Origin of the sequence: Nocardiopsis sp. NPDC057823 (genome assembly GCF_042797335.1) — a bacterium.
Lineage (GTDB): Bacteria > Actinomycetota > Actinomycetes > Streptosporangiales > Streptosporangiaceae > Nocardiopsis > Nocardiopsis changdeensis.
The window spans coordinates 398,190-412,853 of record NZ_JBHVLR010000005.1 but is presented as its reverse complement, the minus strand read 5'-3'; the positions used below and the strand labels follow the sequence as shown (position 1 = coordinate 412,853).

11 protein-coding genes are annotated in these 14,664 nt (G+C 71.7%); 3 read left to right on the top strand and 8 right to left on the bottom strand.

The features are described from left to right. Positions 1-74 precede the first annotated feature (74 nt). The gene (locus ACFVNO_RS12430; protein ID WP_378891990.1) at positions 75-1,385 is read right to left on the bottom strand and encodes an Ig-like domain-containing protein; all 1,311 of its coding nucleotides are present in this window, start codon (positions 1,383-1,385) and stop codon (positions 75-77) included. 267 nt (positions 1,386-1,652) lie between these two features. On the opposite strand from ACFVNO_RS12430, the gene ACFVNO_RS12425 reads away from it, so the two are divergent. Together ACFVNO_RS12425 and ACFVNO_RS12420 are read left to right on the top strand one after the other, a co-directional pair. Beyond that, positions 1,653-1,976 carry a multidrug efflux SMR transporter gene (locus tag ACFVNO_RS12425; RefSeq protein WP_220563768.1) on the top strand — a complete coding sequence of 108 codons (324 nt, stop codon included), beginning with the start codon at positions 1,653-1,655 and terminating at the stop codon, positions 1,974-1,976. Next, positions 1,973-2,560: a TetR/AcrR family transcriptional regulator gene (locus ACFVNO_RS12420; RefSeq protein WP_378891986.1), complete on the top strand. Its 588-nt coding sequence runs from the start codon at positions 1,973-1,975 to the stop codon at positions 2,558-2,560. Before ACFVNO_RS12425 ends, ACFVNO_RS12420 begins: the two co-directional genes overlap by 4 nt. On the opposite strand, the gene ACFVNO_RS12415 is transcribed toward ACFVNO_RS12420, so the two are convergent. After that, a complete protein-coding gene (locus ACFVNO_RS12415; protein WP_355267019.1) occupies positions 2,508-3,329 on the bottom strand; it encodes a helix-turn-helix transcriptional regulator in 822 nt (273 codons plus the stop codon). The two genes, ACFVNO_RS12420 and ACFVNO_RS12415, sit on opposite strands and share 53 nt — an antisense overlap. A 114-nt stretch (positions 3,330-3,443) precedes the next feature. On the opposite strand from ACFVNO_RS12415, the gene ACFVNO_RS12410 reads away from it, so the two are divergent. After that, positions 3,444-3,995 carry a TIGR03086 family metal-binding protein gene (locus tag ACFVNO_RS12410; RefSeq protein ID WP_355267016.1) on the top strand — a complete coding sequence of 184 codons (552 nt, stop codon included), beginning with the start codon at positions 3,444-3,446 and terminating at the stop codon, positions 3,993-3,995. A gap of 295 nt (positions 3,996-4,290) precedes the next feature. Here ACFVNO_RS12410 and ACFVNO_RS12405 read toward each other — a convergent pair whose 3' ends face one another. From ACFVNO_RS12405 to ACFVNO_RS12380, 6 genes are all read right to left on the bottom strand, one after another. Then, entirely contained in the window at positions 4,291-6,291 is a 2,001-nt protein-coding gene (locus ACFVNO_RS12405; RefSeq protein ID WP_355263532.1) for an AarF/UbiB family protein, read from the bottom strand. 217 nt (positions 6,292-6,508) lie between these two features. Next, positions 6,509-8,104, bottom strand: coding sequence for a D-alanyl-D-alanine carboxypeptidase/D-alanyl-D-alanine-endopeptidase (gene dacB, locus ACFVNO_RS12400; protein WP_378891981.1), 1,596 nt, complete (start codon positions 8,102-8,104; stop codon positions 6,509-6,511). Positions 8,105-8,380: 276 nt separating this feature from the next. Beyond that, on the bottom strand, positions 8,381-10,558 hold the full coding sequence (locus ACFVNO_RS12395; protein WP_378891978.1) for a dipeptide ABC transporter ATP-binding protein: 2,178 nt from the start codon (positions 10,556-10,558) through the stop codon (positions 8,381-8,383). Next, the gene (locus ACFVNO_RS12390; RefSeq protein ID WP_355263529.1) at positions 10,555-11,463 is read right to left on the bottom strand and encodes an ABC transporter permease; all 909 of its coding nucleotides are present in this window, start codon (positions 11,461-11,463) and stop codon (positions 10,555-10,557) included. The genes ACFVNO_RS12395 and ACFVNO_RS12390 overlap by 4 nt, the downstream gene beginning before the upstream one ends. Before the next feature lie 19 nt (positions 11,464-11,482). Further along, on the bottom strand, positions 11,483-12,493 hold the full coding sequence (locus ACFVNO_RS12385) for an ABC transporter permease (protein ID WP_220563772.1): 1,011 nt from the start codon (positions 12,491-12,493) through the stop codon (positions 11,483-11,485). Between the two features lie 176 nt (positions 12,494-12,669). Further along, entirely contained in the window at positions 12,670-14,361 is a 1,692-nt protein-coding gene (locus ACFVNO_RS12380) for an ABC transporter family substrate-binding protein (RefSeq protein ID WP_355263495.1), read from the bottom strand. Positions 14,362-14,664: the final 303 nt, after the last annotated feature.

Here is a 14,664-nt window from a genome sequence, read left to right as displayed (position 1 = left end):
ACACCGACGGGGGCGCCGGGGACCGTGCGGTCCCCGGCGCCCCCGGGCGTTCGAAGCGGTGGAGTCCGCGGGGCCTACTGCTCGCCGTGGACGGAACCCGGCGGGATGGAGCCGTCGGTGACGTACGGCTCGCCGGTGACGCTCTCGGACTGCCACTCCTCCCAGCTCAGCTGCCAGAAGCCCCAGCCGTTGTTCCACTCCTTGATGCGCTCGGTCCCGGTGGTCTCCACGACGTCGCCCATGAGGGTGTTGTCGAAGAACCACCTGGCGTCGTCCATCCGCATGTTCGTGCACCCGTTGGAGGTGTTCGCGCTGCCGATGTTGCCGTTGTAGGACGCCTCGTGGAAGAACTCGCCGCTGGTGGAGGTCCGCACCGCGTACTGGACGTCGACCTTGTAGGAGCCCGGGCTGCCCTCGGGGATGCCCACGGTGCTGGAGTCCATGGTCAGGTGCTCGTAGCGCTCCATGAGCACGTGGATGCCGCTGCTGGTGGTGTCGAAGTTGCGGCTGGCCTTGCCGTTGCTCACCGGGATGGTGCGCTCGTGCTCGCCGTCGACCGTCACGACGGCCTCGTGGTCGGGCACGTTCATGGTGACGATCAGCTCGCGGCCGATCTCGAAGTCGATCTTGGTGTTGCGGACGCCGTAGACGCCCTCGGAGGCCTCGACCCCGGCCAGGTGCGCCTCGACGGAGACCTGCTGGTACGGGTCCCAGTGCTCCTCGGGGCGGAAGGCGACCCGCTTGTCGTCGAGCCAGCGCCACGACCCGGCGACACCCTGCTCGGAGGTGATCCTGATGGAGTTCTCGACCTGGGCCTTGTTGGTGACCGGCAGGTCGAAGGCCAGGACGATCGGCATGCCGACGCCCACGGTCTGGCCGTTCGCCGGGTAGGTGCCGTAGGGGTCCAGCTCCAGGCGCTGACCGGGGACGGCCGCCTCGGTGGTGAACTCCTGGACCAGCTCGGTGCTCTCGCCGGCCTCGTTCTCGGCGGTGGCCGTGACCGTGACCGTGGCGCCCGGGCGCAGGTTCCAGTCGCTGATCCACTCGGTGCCGTCACCGTTGAGGGTGCCGGTCATCTCGTACAGGGAGGGGTCTTCCTCCTCCCCGCCCTCGGCGGCGGCCTCGTCCGGCACCACCTGGTCGACCTTGACCTCGGAGATCGTGCCGTTCTCGGCGGTCACCGTGATGGGGGTGTTGGGCGCGACCGTCTCGGCACCGTCCTCGGGGGCGATGGCGAGGGTCGCGGGCTCCGCGTCGGCGGCCGGGTCGGTGCTGTTGCTCTGCGTCTCGGCGCCACCGGAAGTACAGGCGGTCGCCGCGAGCGCGAGCACCGCCAGACCGATGCCGAATCGGCTGAACGCCGACGGGTGGGTCCTGCCCGTCACGTCTGGACCTCCATGTTTCACCTCGAACGCCATGTGTCTACGCCACCTAAGACGCGCATGTGCGGAAAAGGTTCTGAAATCCCACACATCGGTACGGGACGGTTATCCGACAGGGGGATGAGGGGCCGGAACCGACGACGATACACCCTGGGGGTACCGGACCGAAGCCGTCCGATACGAGATTAGGGCCACCCGTAAACCACCCTGTACACGCGGGGGTCCGCCGCCTAGAATCCTGAGCACTTGCTCAGGTTTTCAGGAGGCCCGATGCCGTGGCTGTGGTTGGCCGGAGCGATCGTCTCGGAGGTGATCGCGACCACGTCCCTCAAGCTCTCCGAGGGCTTCACCCGCCTTGTCCCCTCGATCGTGGTGGTGGTCGGCTACGTCGGGGCCTTCTACATGCTGAGCCGGGCGCTCAGCCGGGGCATGGACCTGGGCGTCGCCTACGGGGTCTGGGCCGCGGTGGGGATCGCCCTGGTGGCGGTCATCGGGGTCGTGCTCTTCTCCGAGTCGCTCACCTGGGTCCAGATCGGCGGCATCGCGCTCATCATCGGCGGGGTGATGGCCCTGGAGATGGGCGGCCGCCATTGAGCGGGGGCGCGGGCGCGGCCCCGCCCACCGACGGGCGCCGGCTCAAGGGCGAGCGGCGCAGGCGGCTGCTCGTCGACGCCGTGCTGAGGGTCGTCGGGCGCGAGGGCGTGGCCGCGGTCAGCCAGCGGCGGGTGGCGGCGGAGGCGGGCGTGCCGCCCAGCGCCGTCATGTACCACTACGCCTCGGTCGACGACCTGCTGCTGGCGGCCCTCACCCGGGTCAACGACTCCTACGTCGCCGCGCTGGAGGAGCTGGCGCGGGATCCGCGGACGGCCCCGCGCGGGCTGGCCGAGCTCGTCGCCGCACCGGACCGCGAGCACCTGCGGGCCGAGTGCGAGCTGTTCCTGATGGCGGCGCGCCGCCCCGTGCTGCGCCCGGAGGCCGAGCGCTGGAGCCGGGCCGTGGACGCGTTCCTCGCCCCCTACCTGGACGACCCGGTCGACCGGGCGGCCGCGGCCGCCGCCGTCGACGGGCTGTTCCTGCGCGGCTGCCTGGAGGACCCGCCGCCCGGGGTCGAGGAGGTGCACCGGATCATCGCGCGGCTCGTGTCGCCTCGGAGTAGCGGCCCGGCGGGACCCCGATGACCGAGGTGAACTCCCGGGTCAGGTGGGACTGGTCGCTGAACCCCAGATCCGCGGCCAGCCGCCCCCAGTCGGGCCGCTCCCCCAGCCGGGCGCGCTCGGCCGCCTCGTAGAAGCGGTACCGGCGGATCACCGTCTTGGGCGACAGGCCCAGGTGGTCGGAGAACCGGCGCTGCAGCCGCCGCACGCCCAGGCCCTCGCGCTCGGCCAGCTCCGCGACCGAGGTGACCGACGGGTCGGCGGCCACCCGCTCGGCGATGTCGCGGGTGTCCTCGGCCGGGTGCCGCCCGGCGGGTGCCAGGCCGGCCAGGAACTCCTCCACCAGGGCCGTCAGCGGGACCGCCGAGGCGGGGTCGGCGGGATCGAGGCGGCGGGCCTCCCGCTCCAGCTCCGCGGCCCCGGGCAGGATCTCCCCCGCCGGAAGGGAGAGGTCGACCAGGTCGCTCAGGGGCCGGTCGGTGAAGGGGCGAAAGCCCGCGGGGCGGAACATCACACCCAGCGCCCAGCCGCGGCCGTCGAGGTACCGCCGGCCGATCCGTGTGGTGGGCCCGTGCACGACCGCGGTGCCCGCGGTGAACACGAGGTTCACCACCGGGTGGGCCAGCACCCGCTGGGTGTACGGCTCCCGCAGCTCCCACGACGCGGTCCAGTGGCGGTCCACGAAGCGGGCCAGCCCGGGCGCGGGGGCCGCGCGGTCCAGCCGGAACCGGGTGAGCCCGCGGTCCGGGTCGATGATGCCGCGCGCGTCCTCTGCCACGGGTCGCACGTCCATGCCACCAGTGTGCCCGGGGGCGCGGACACTCCCCGGGCGCGGTGTCGCGTTCCTTCAAGACCGGGGTGGGGCCGGTGCGCCATGCTCGGAGGCGAACACGAGAAGGAGCACGCCGTGAACGAGATCGCCGCACGCTACAGCCGCCTGTCCGACGCCTTCGCCGACCTGGTGGCACAGGTCCCCGAGGAGCGCTGGGCGTCGCCCTCCCCCTGCGAGGGCTGGACGGCCCGGGACGTGGTGGGGCACGTCGTGGACACCCAGGGCATGTTCCTGGGCCTGGTCGGCCGTGAGTTGGGGGACATCCCCAAGGCCGCCGACGACCCGGCCGCCGCCTGGGACGCCGCCCGTGCCGTCGTCCTGGCCGACCTGACCGACCCCGAGCGGGCGGGGGCCGAGTTCGACGGGTTCTTCGGCCGCACGACGTTCGCCCAGGCCGTGGACCGGTTCATCGGCTTCGACCTGATCGTGCACCGCTGGGACCTGGCCCGCGCCACCGGCCTGGACGAGGCCATCGACCCCGACGACGTGCGCTGGGCCCGCCGGGCGACCGAGTTCTTCGGCGACTCCCTGCGCTCCGAGGGCGTCTGCGGCACCGAGCTCACCCCGCCGGCCGACGCCGACGAGCAGACCCGCCTCCTCGCCCACCTCGGCCGCCGCTCCTGGTAGCCCTGACCGTGTCCCCGGTCGGCCGTGTCCGGCGCCCGGGGGCACCGGCCGGCCGTAGGACGGCCCCGCCGCGGACGGCACCGGCCGGCCGTAGGACGGCCCCGCCGCGGGCGGCACCGGCCACCGCCTCCGGCACGGACACTCCCCGGGCCCGACGACGGCGCCCCGCCGAGTGGCACCTACCCCGGACGGGCATCCCGCGGAGTCATCGGCCACCGCCTCCGGCTCGGGTGCTCTCCACGCCCGGTCGGCGCCCCGCCGGGGCCGGACGCACCGTCCGGCCCCGGCGGGGCGGTCATGGCCGGTGGCGGGCGGCGTCGCGGGCGACGCCGACCAGGAGGCGCAGCACGATGAGGGCGGCGACGGCCAGGAGCAGCCAGGCCGCGCCGTTGAGCAGCTGGGCACGGACGGTCATGTCCGCCCACTCCACGTGGGGGCCGTCGGTGACGTTGAACAGCCCCACCGACATCATGCCCGTGGCCACGGCCAGGACGGTGAGGATCGCCTGGCGGGCGAGTCCGCTCAGCAGCCGCCGGTCCTCGGGGTGGGCGAAGGGCCGCACCTGGATCGTGAACCGGCCCTTGTGCAGCTGGTCGGTGATCCGGTCCAGCCTGCGCGGCAGCCGCCGCAGCGTGGGCAGCAGCGCGACGATCTCGTCCACCGCCAGATCGCGCAGCGCCTCTCCGCGCAGCTGCTCCGACATGCGCTCCCCGGCGAAGCGCTTGGCCTCGGCGACGGTGTCGAACCCCGGCGACAGGTGCACCAGGGTGCCCTCCAGGGTGGCCAGGGCGCGGAACACCGCGGCCAGCTCCGCCGGGAGGGTGAGGCCGAACCGCGTGACGATGAGCAGCAGCTCGGTGAACATCCGCATGCTCGCCGTCATCCCGCCCTGCAGGTGGCGGGCCATGAACTGCCCCAGCGCCCGGCGCAGCCGCTCCCCGTCCACCCCGTCCGGGTCGGTGACCACGTCCAGCAGGGTGTCGGTGAGCAGTACGGCGTCGCGCCGGTCCAGCGCCACCAGCATGAGCCGCAGCGCCTCCCGGGTCTGGCCGTCCAGCCGCCCCACCGACCCGTAGTCGAGCAGCCCCACCCCGCCGTCGTCGAGCAGCAGGATGTTGCCGGGGTGCGGGTCGGCGTGGAAGATGCCGCTGATCATCACCTGCTCCAGCAGGCAGTCCAGCAGGGCGCGGGCGATCCCCTCCCCGTCCACGTCGGCGGGGTCGACGGCGCCCACGGAGACGCCGTGCAGCCGCTCCATCACCAGGATCCGCGTGCCGGTGTAGTCGTCGTACACCCGCGGGATGCGGACCCGCGAGTCCGGCGCGGCCTCGGCGACGGCGGCGATGTTGGTCGCCTCCACCTCGAAGTCCAGCTCTTCCAGCAGCGCCTCGGCGAACCCCTCCGCCAGGTCCACCACCCCGATGGCCGGCCCCCAGTCGGTGTACTCGTCGAAGCGGGCGGCCAGCCGCCGGATGATGTCGAGGTCGCGCTGGACCACCGGGGCGATCCCCGGCCGCTGCACCTTGACCACCACCTCCTCGCCGTCGACGAGCCGTGCGGTGTGCGCCTGGGCGATGGACGCCGCGGCCAGCGGCTCGGCGGAGAACTCGGCGAACACCTCGTCCACGGGGCGGCCCAGCCCGCGCTCGACCACCTCCCGGATCCGCTCCGCCGGGATGGGGGCGACCTCGCTGTGCAGCCGCCCCAGTTCCTCGACGAACACCGGTGGCAGCAGGTCGCGCCGGGTGGCCAGCACCTGCCCGAGCTTGACGAACACCACCCCGGCTTCCTCCATGGAGCGGGCCAGCGACCGGGCCAGCCGCCGCTGGGTGGAGGTGTCCTCGCCGTCCTCGCGGCGGCCGGTGACGTAGCCCCACAGCCCGCGCCGGGCCAGGATCCACGTGATCTGCCGGTACCGGCGCACCCGCCCGAACCAGTGGGCCACCGCGAGGACCGTTTGCAGCGGGCGCGGCCGGGTGCCGCGCGGGATGGCGAGCTCCAGCCCGACGAAGGCGAGCATCGCCACGACGGCGGACATGGCCATGGTGACCATGACGTACTCCGGGCCGGGCGAGATGATGGGCGCCTCCGCCGACAGCCGCTCCAGGGAGCCGTAGTACAGCAGCGCCCCCACGGCCGACCCCAGGATCAGGCCGACCAGCCCGGCCAGCAGCAGCCGGGGCAGGCTGAAGGGCACCCCCATCATCCTGCTGGCCAGCAGGCCCACTCCGAGGAGCAGCAGGACGAAGAAGATCAGGGAGAAGATCTGGAGGATCCCCTCCCCCACGTAGACCATGGCGAGGTTCACGGACGGGGGCTCGCTTTCCGGCGGCGGTCGGTGGGAGGGCTGCGGCGCGAAGGCCCGTCACGGCTCCTTCGGCCCTTTCCCGATCTCAGGGTGCCAGGTCCGGGGCGCGGGCGACACCGGCGGTCCCGGACCTGTGGACAACGCCGGGCACGCGACGGGCCGGGGCTCCCCACGAACCCCGGCCCGTCCCGCTATCGGTGGCGGATCAGCAGGTCAGCTCCCAGGAGCACTCCAGCTCACCGGTCTCCGCGCCCGGCGCGTCCTCCGGGACCCGGGCGCCCTGCGTCCGCAGCGCCGGCCCGTGGCCCAGGTGCTCGGCCAGCCGGACCGCGATCGCGTCCTGCACGGCGACGGGCGCCGGCCCGGTGTGCCCGTTGTTGAGGATGGAGAAGACCAGGCCGTCGCCGCCGTCGGCGCCGGGCACGTACCCGGACAGGCCGCTGACCCCGCTCATGGTGCCGGTCTTGGCGCTCACCACGCCCTGGGCCGCGGTGCCCGCCATGCGGTTGCGCAGCGTGCCCCCGACGAAGGGGTCGGCGATCCCGGCGACCGGCAGCGACGCCTCCCACACGGGGTACCAGTCGGCCCCGCGCGCGGCGGTCAGCAGCTCCGTGACCGCGGTCGCGGTCAGCCGGTCGGTACGCGAGAGCCCGGAGCCGTCGTGGAACACGACGCCCTCGGTGTCCACGCCCAGACCGGCCACGGCCTCGGCGACACCGGCCCGGCCGGCCTCCCACGTGCCCTCGCCCGCGGTCTCGCGGCCGATGGCCTTGATCAGCATCTCGGCGTGGCCGTTGTTGCTGAACTTCATGAACGGCACCAGGATCTCGGACAGCTCAGCGGAGGTGTGGTCGGCGACCACGCGCGTGTCCAGGTCGGCGGGGACCTCGCCCTGCCCGACCCCGCCGCGCACCCTGACGCCGTGCTCCTCCAGCGCCTGCTCGAACAGGTGCCCGGCCAGCCCGGCGGGCTCGTCCACCGTGCGCAGCACGGCGACCGGGGAGCCGCCCTGCGGGATCGACCCGGTCACCACGATGGTGTTGGTGCCCACCGGCCGGTCCACGACCAGGGTGTTGCCGCTGCCGGGCGCGCCGGTGACGGCCCGGTTGTCCAGCTCCATGTAGCCCTCGGCGGCGCCCAGGTCCACCGCGGGCGCCTCGCCCTGGGCGGCGGCGGTGACGGTGACCTCGGTGACGCCGGTGTCGAACCGGTCCCCGTGGGCGACGGTGAGCGCGGAGATCTGCGCCGAGTAGGCGTAGGGCTCGTCCTCGGGCCACCAGTCGTCCACCAGGCGCTCGTCGTCGAACCAGGTGTCGTCGGCGACCACGTCCCCCTTGACGACCCTGACCCCGGAGGCGGCCACGTCGGCGGCCAGCGCGTCGATGTCGGCGGCCGACAGGGTGGGGTCGCCGCCGCCGACCAGGTACACGTCCTCGACCGTGCGCGGCCGGCCGTACCCGGCGGGGACGACGACCTCGGTGTCGAAGGTGCGGTCCGGCCCCAGGACCTCCAGGGCGGCGGCGGCCGTGAACAGCTTCATGTTGGAGGCGGGCACGTAGGGCGTGTCCGCGTCGCGGGAGTACAGCTCCTCGCCCGTCGCCGGGTCGAGGACGACCACTCCGGCGTCGGTGACGGAGGGGTCCGCCAGGATCTCGTCGAGGTCGGCTCGCAGGTCGGTCACGGTCTCCGCGACCGGCTCGGCGTGTGCGGGGGCGGCGAGGAGGCCGAGCGGCAGCAGGGCGGCCGCCGCGGCTGCGGCCCACCGGGGGCGGGGGCCGGCCAGGGGGGTCGGGGCTCTCATGGATCTCCAAAGGCTCGGACGGAAGACCACGAACCTAGCCGAATCTCACCGCGGGTCGCCACGCGCACACGCCGGGAGCACAATCCCCTTTTCCGTACCGCCGCAGGCCGGAGCGGACAACGCTCTCGATTACCCACCAGAGCGGTCCACATGTGGACAGAAGAGGAATACCTGCCCGAACGCGGCACGGCGGTGCCGGGGGTCGCCCCCGGCACCGCCGCGGACCCCGCCTCCGCCGTTCCCGGCCCGAACAGCCCCGGGAACGGTGGCGCGGGATCAGATCAGCTCCACCACCTGTGAGTAGTGGCAGGCGTCCCGGTGCCCGGTGCCCCGGTCCAGCAGGCCGGGCGGCTCCTCGACGCACAGGTTGCGCTGCTCGTCGGTCAGCTCGTTGGCGAACTTCGGGCAGCGCGTCCGGAACCGGCACCCCGAGGGCGGGTCGGCCGGGCTGGGCACGTCGCCCGTGACCACGATCCGCTCGCGGGTCCGCTCCTTGACCGGGTCCGGCAGCGGGATCGCCGAGATGAGCGCCTGGGTGTACGGGTGCGCCGGCGCGTCGAACAGCTGCTCCGTCGTCCCCGTCTCCACGATCTTGCCGAGGTACATCACGGCCACCCGGTCGGAGATGTGCCGGACCACCGACAGGTCGTGCGACACGAACAGGTACGACAGGCCCAGCTCGTCCTGGAGGTCCTCCAGCAGGTTGATCACCCCGGCCTGGATCGACACGTCCAGCGCCGACACGGGCTCGTCCAGGATGAGCACCTTCGGGTTGAGCGACAGCGCGCGGGCGATGCCGATGCGCTGCCGCTGGCCGCCGGAGAACTCGTGCGGGTAGCGGGAGCCGTGCTCGGGGTTGAGCCCGACCAGTTCCAGCAGCTCCCTGACCCGCTGCTTGGCGCCCTTGCCCCGGCCGTGGATCTGCATGGGCTCGGCGATGATGTCCGAGACCGTCATGCGCGGGTCCAGGGACGCGAACGGGTCCTGGAACACCAGCTGCAGGTCTCGCCGCAGCGGCCTCATCTGGGCTTCGCTGAGCGAGTGCAGGGGCTGCCCCATGTAGGTGACCTCGCCCGACGTCTGCCGGATGAGCTGGAGCAGCAGGCGCGCCGTGGTGGACTTGCCGCAGCCTGACTCGCCGACGAGCGCGAGGGTCTCGTGCTCGCGCAGTTCGAGGGAGATCCCCGAGACCGCCTGGACCTCGCCGATCCTGCGCCGCAGGATGCCCTTGGAGCGGATCGGGAAGTTCTTGACCAGGTCGACCGCGGACAGCAGCACCTCGGACGACACCGCCTCCGGCCGCTCCTCCGGTCCGGCGGTCCCGGCGGCTTCGGCGCCCTCGGCCTCGACGAGTTCCGCGGGGGCCTCCGCGTCCAGGGCGGTGGCCCGGAACAGGTCCTCGGGCCGGGCGTCCACCAGCTGTTCGCTGAAGTGGCAGGCGGCGGCGTGGCGGCGGAACGGGTCGGGGTCGTCCCCGTCCACGGCCGCCTCCAGGGCCGGCTCCTGCGCGTGGCAGATGTCCTGGGCCATCGGGCAGCGCGGGGCGAACCCGCAGCCCTGCGGCAGGTCGAGCAGCGAGGGCGGCGTCCCCAGGATGGGCGTGAGCTTCTCGCTGCGCGCCTCGTCCATCCGCGGCAGCGACCCCAGCAGCCCCAGCGCGTAGGGCATCCGGGGCCGGTAGAAGACGTCCTCGACGGTCCCGGTCTCCACCAGGCGGCCCGCGTACATCACGGCCACCCGGTCCACGTGCCCGGCGACCACGCCGAGGTCGTGGGTGATGAGCACCAGGGCCGCGCCGGTCTCCCTGCGCGCCGCCTCCAGGGCCTCCAGCACCTGTGCCTGGACCGTCACGTCCAGGGCGGTGGTGGGCTCGTCGGCGATGATCACGTCCGGGTCGTTGGCCATCGCGATGGCGATGACGACGCGCTGGCGCATACCGCCGGAGAGCTCGTGGGGGTACTGGTCGACGCGCCGCTCCGGGTGGGGGATGCCCACCTTGTCGAGCAGCTCGACCGCACGCTCCCTGGCCTGCTGCTTGGTGACCTTGCGATGGGTGAGCACCGCCTCGGCGATCTGGTACCCGATGGTGTACACCGGGTTCAGCGAGGTCAGCGGGTCCTGGAAGATCATGGCGATCTTCTCTCCGCGCACCTTGCTGATCTGGGCGTCGTTGAGGCCGATGACCTCCTGTCCGAGCACCCGGGCCGAGCCGGACACCTCGGCGGTCTTGGGCAGCAGGCCCATGATCGCCATGGAGGTCACCGACTTGCCCGAGCCGGACTCGCCGACGATGCCCAGGGCCTCGCCCCGGCGCACCCGGTAGGACACCCCGCGCACGGCCCGCAGGGGGCCGTCCTCGGAGGAGAAGGTGACGTTGAGGTCCTGGACGTCCAGGACGATGTCCGTGTCGACGGTCGCGGTGGCGCCGTCGTTGATGTTGTCCGTCGTGGTCATCGCCGCACCATCGTCTGTCGTGGGTCGAGGGCGTCCCGCAGCCCGTCACCGATGAAGTTGATCGTCAGGCAGATGAGGACGATCAGCACGCCGGGCGGGTAGAACAGCCAGGGCCGGGTGAAGGCGGCGGTGCGCGCGCCCTCCACCATCTTCCCGAGCGAGATGTCGGGCGGCTGGATGCCGAACCCGATGAAGGACAGGCCCGCCTCCGTCAGCACCGCGACCGCGATGAGCAGCGTGGCGGCGACGATGATCGGCCCCGCGGCGTTGGGCAGCAGGTGGCGGAAGATGATCCGGGAGGCCCGGGCCCCGGCCGCGCGCGCCGCCTCGATGAACTCCTGCTCGCGCAGGGAGAGCACCACGCCGCGGACCACGCGGGCGACGGTCGCCCACGAGAACAGGCACATGATGAGCGCCACCGCGTACCAGGTGGTGCCGCCGCGGACCGCGCCGTTGATGGAGGCGACCGCGACGATGAGCGGGATGATGAGGAAGATGTCGGCGATCCTCATCATGATCGCGTCGGTGCGTCCGCGGTAGTACCCCGCGACGGCGCCCCAGGTCGCGCCCACGACGGTGGAGACGACCGCGACGGTCAGGGCGACCTTGAGGGACTGCTGGGCCCCGCGCATGGTCTGCGCGAACACGTCGGTGCCCTGCTTGGTGGTGCCGAAGGGGTGCTCCAGGCTCGGCCCCGCGTTGCTGGGGATGTCCGGGTTCACGGTGTAGCCCCACGGCCAGACCAGGGGCCCGAGGAAGGCGAAGGCGACGATCAGCCCCAGGAGCACCAGGCTGATCATGGCGGCGCGGTGCCGCCGGAACCTCCGCCAGACGAGCTGGATCTGGGTGCGGTCCCCGCCCTTGGCCGGCGCCTTCGCCGGCGTGCCCGGACCGCCGTCGTTCATCGCGACGCTGCTCTGCATTTCACTCATAGCGGATCCTCGGGTCGAGAACGCCGTACAGGATGTCGGCGACGAGGTTGGCGACCACCACGAGCGTGCCGCTCAACATGAGCCAGGACATGACCGCGAACGCGTCCTGTGCCTTGACCGCCTCGATGAAGAAGTAGCCGAGTCCGCGCCACTGGAAGATCGTCTCGGTGATGACGACACCTTCGATGATGCCGACGATGCCGATGGTGGCCACGGTGACCAGGGGGATGAGCGCGGTGCGCAGGGCGTGGCGGCGCACCACCACACGGTTGGGCACACCCTTGGCCCGGGCCAGCCGGACGTAGTCGCTGTTGAGCACCTCCAGCATCGACGTGCGCTGGTAGCGGCTCCACGACGCGAAGCTGGTGAGCATCAGGGTGATGGTGGGGAGTACGAGGTGGCCCGCGGAGTCGAGGAAGTACTCCCAGTTGGTCATGTTGCTCACCCGGGCCGAGTTGGCCCCGATGGTGAAGAAGAAGCTGCTGCCGGTGGTCTGGTTGAACCACAGGCCGCCCTCCTTGATCAGCGCGCCCAGCCAGAAGGTCGGCATGGCCAGGGCGAGGAAGCCGATGAAGGTGAGGGTGTAGTCGAGCTTGGAGTACTGGCGCATGGCGCTGACCACGCCGGAGAGGATGGCCAGGCCCAGGGCCGCGATCACGGCGGCGGTCACGAGGCGCAGGGTGACGGCGATGCTCGCCGACAGCTCGGTGCCGATGTCGAACGCCACACCACGGACGGAGGGGCCGAACTGCCCCTGGAGCAGGCCGATGTCCCCGTTGCCGCCGATCCCCGTCATCCAGAGCCAGTACCGCTCCGGGATCGACCGGTCCAGGTAGTAGCGGGCCTCCGCGTCGGCGATGACCTGTTCCGAGGGGGGAGGTTGCTGCATGCGCAGATCCGCGAGCGGGTCGCCGCTCAGGTCCACCATGAGGAAGACCAGGACCGACGCCGCCAGGAGCACTGGGATCGCCACGGCGAGGCGACGCGCGGTGTATACGAGCATGGGAAGGTCCTTCGATGAACGCTCCCGGCCCGGGAAGGGGGCCCTTCCGGCCGGTTGCGCCGACCGGAAGGGCCCCTGCCCCGCCCCTGCGGCTCCGGGCGCGGGCCCGGGCCGCCGCGGGGGCGGGGTGCTCCTCCCGGAGCACTAGGCGGAGCGGAGTGATCCGTCAGAAAGCGTTACTCGACCGCGGTCCACTCGTGCTGGTTCCACATGGCCCGACGCGACTGGCTGTGGTTGTCGGTCACGTTCCCGAGGAACTGGGTGTCGTAGAAGAAGTAGGCCGGGGTGTCCACCAGCGGGAGCACGTAGGCCTCTTCGGCGACGATGGCGGCGGCCTCGTTGGCGAACCCGGCGGACTCCTCCGGGGTGGCGGAGTCCATCGCGTTCTCGACCAGCTCGTCGACCTCTTCGTTCTCGTACTTGCCGTAGTTGCTGCCGCTCTCGCTGAACCAGTACTGGTGCGGGGAGCTGTAGAACTCCGGCGTGGTGCTCCAGCCGTAGAGCATGAGGTCGAAGTCGCCCTCGGCGAGGGTGCCGCCCAGGTCGTCGGTGGTCTCGATCTCGGCGGTGACGCCGATCTCGGCGAGGTCGGCCTGGATCAGCTCGGCGATGACCTCACGGGCCACGTGGCCGGCGGTGTAGCGCAGACGCAGCGGGCGCACGGCCTCGCCGTCCTGCTCCAGCGTCTCGCCGTTCAGCTCGTAGCCGGCCTCCTCCAGGATCTCCAGCGCGGCCTCGGCGTCGCCGGCGCCCTGGCCGGTCGGGGTGATGACGTCCTCGTGGAACTCGCTGGAAGTGGAGAAGACGTGGTTGGTGCGCGGCTCGATGTCCGGGAACTTCTCGCCGTAGGTACGGGTGGCGATGTTCGCGACGTCGACCGCGGTGAAGATCGCCTGGCGCAGGGCCAGGTCGTCCAGGGGCTCGCTGGCGAGGTTGAGGTCGAGGTGCTCCCAGCTGCCGCCGGACGCGATCTCGAACTCGACGTTCTCAGCGCTCTCGAGCTGGGTGATGACGTCGTCGGACCAGGTGGCCGGGGAGCCGCCCTGGACCTCGCCGTTGGTCAGCGCCGGGACCCAGCTGCCCTCCTCGGTGTTGACCTCGAGGATGATCTCGTCGATCTCGGGGGTCTCGCCGTAGTACTCCTCGTTGACCACCTTGACGACGCGGCCGTCGAGCTCGGGGGTGCCCTCGAAGATGTACGGGCCGCCCGAGACGGTGACCGGGTTGGCGTTGAAGAAGTCCGACGACTCCCGCATGCCCTCGGGGGTGTCGAGGTCGAAGCCCTCGGCCTCGGCGATGTGCGCCGGGTAGAACCCGTCGCTGCCGAAGGTGAACCAACCGGGGTGCTGCGTCCCCTCCTTCATGGTCACCGTGACGGTCTTGCCGTCCTCGGAGCCCTCGACGCTCTCGATGAGGGAGGAGAGGGTGGAGCCGCGGGAGTTGCAGCCGTCGGCGCACAGCTCGTCGTCGCCGCTGTTCATCTTCCAGGTCCAGATGAAGTCGTCGGCGGTGATCGGCTCGCCGTCGCTCCAGACCGCGTCCGGGTTGATCTGGTACTCCCAGGAGAGCTGGTCGCCCTCGATCAGCTCGGGGGTGTTGACGATGAGGTCGGTGTTCCACTCCCACTCGCCCTCGGGGGTCCAGAGACCGGTGGGCGGGAGGATCCCGTGGACCATCTGGATCAGGTAGACCGAGCCGCCCTCGGGGGCGTTGTGGTTCCAGCCGCCCGCGGGCTGGTTGACGATCCAGGTGACCGAGTTCTCACCCGCGGCGCCGCCCTCCTCCTGAGGTGGGGAACAGGCGCTCACCGCGAGCACGGCCGAAACGCCGATGGCCGTGGCCCCCAGCATTTTCCTACGAATCTGCATCAGTCACACCCTTGATCACTAATACGAACCTTCAGTGGGGGATCGAGTGGTTCGCACAGTCCCCACCGAACTTAGGCGATTAGTCGTTCAGAAGACCATCGAGTGAAATGTCTGTATAGCCCCAATGCCGGATTCGTGATCCATCCGCAACCGGTTCGCGCCCATCGACCCCGGACGTCGACATCACACGACAACGCGCCCGTAACACAACGGCGGATCCCGCGTTCCCGCAGGCCAGGGGGACACCCAGAGCAGGTACTCAGTACCGGTGATTCGGTCGCACCAGAAATAGGAAGTGGCAAA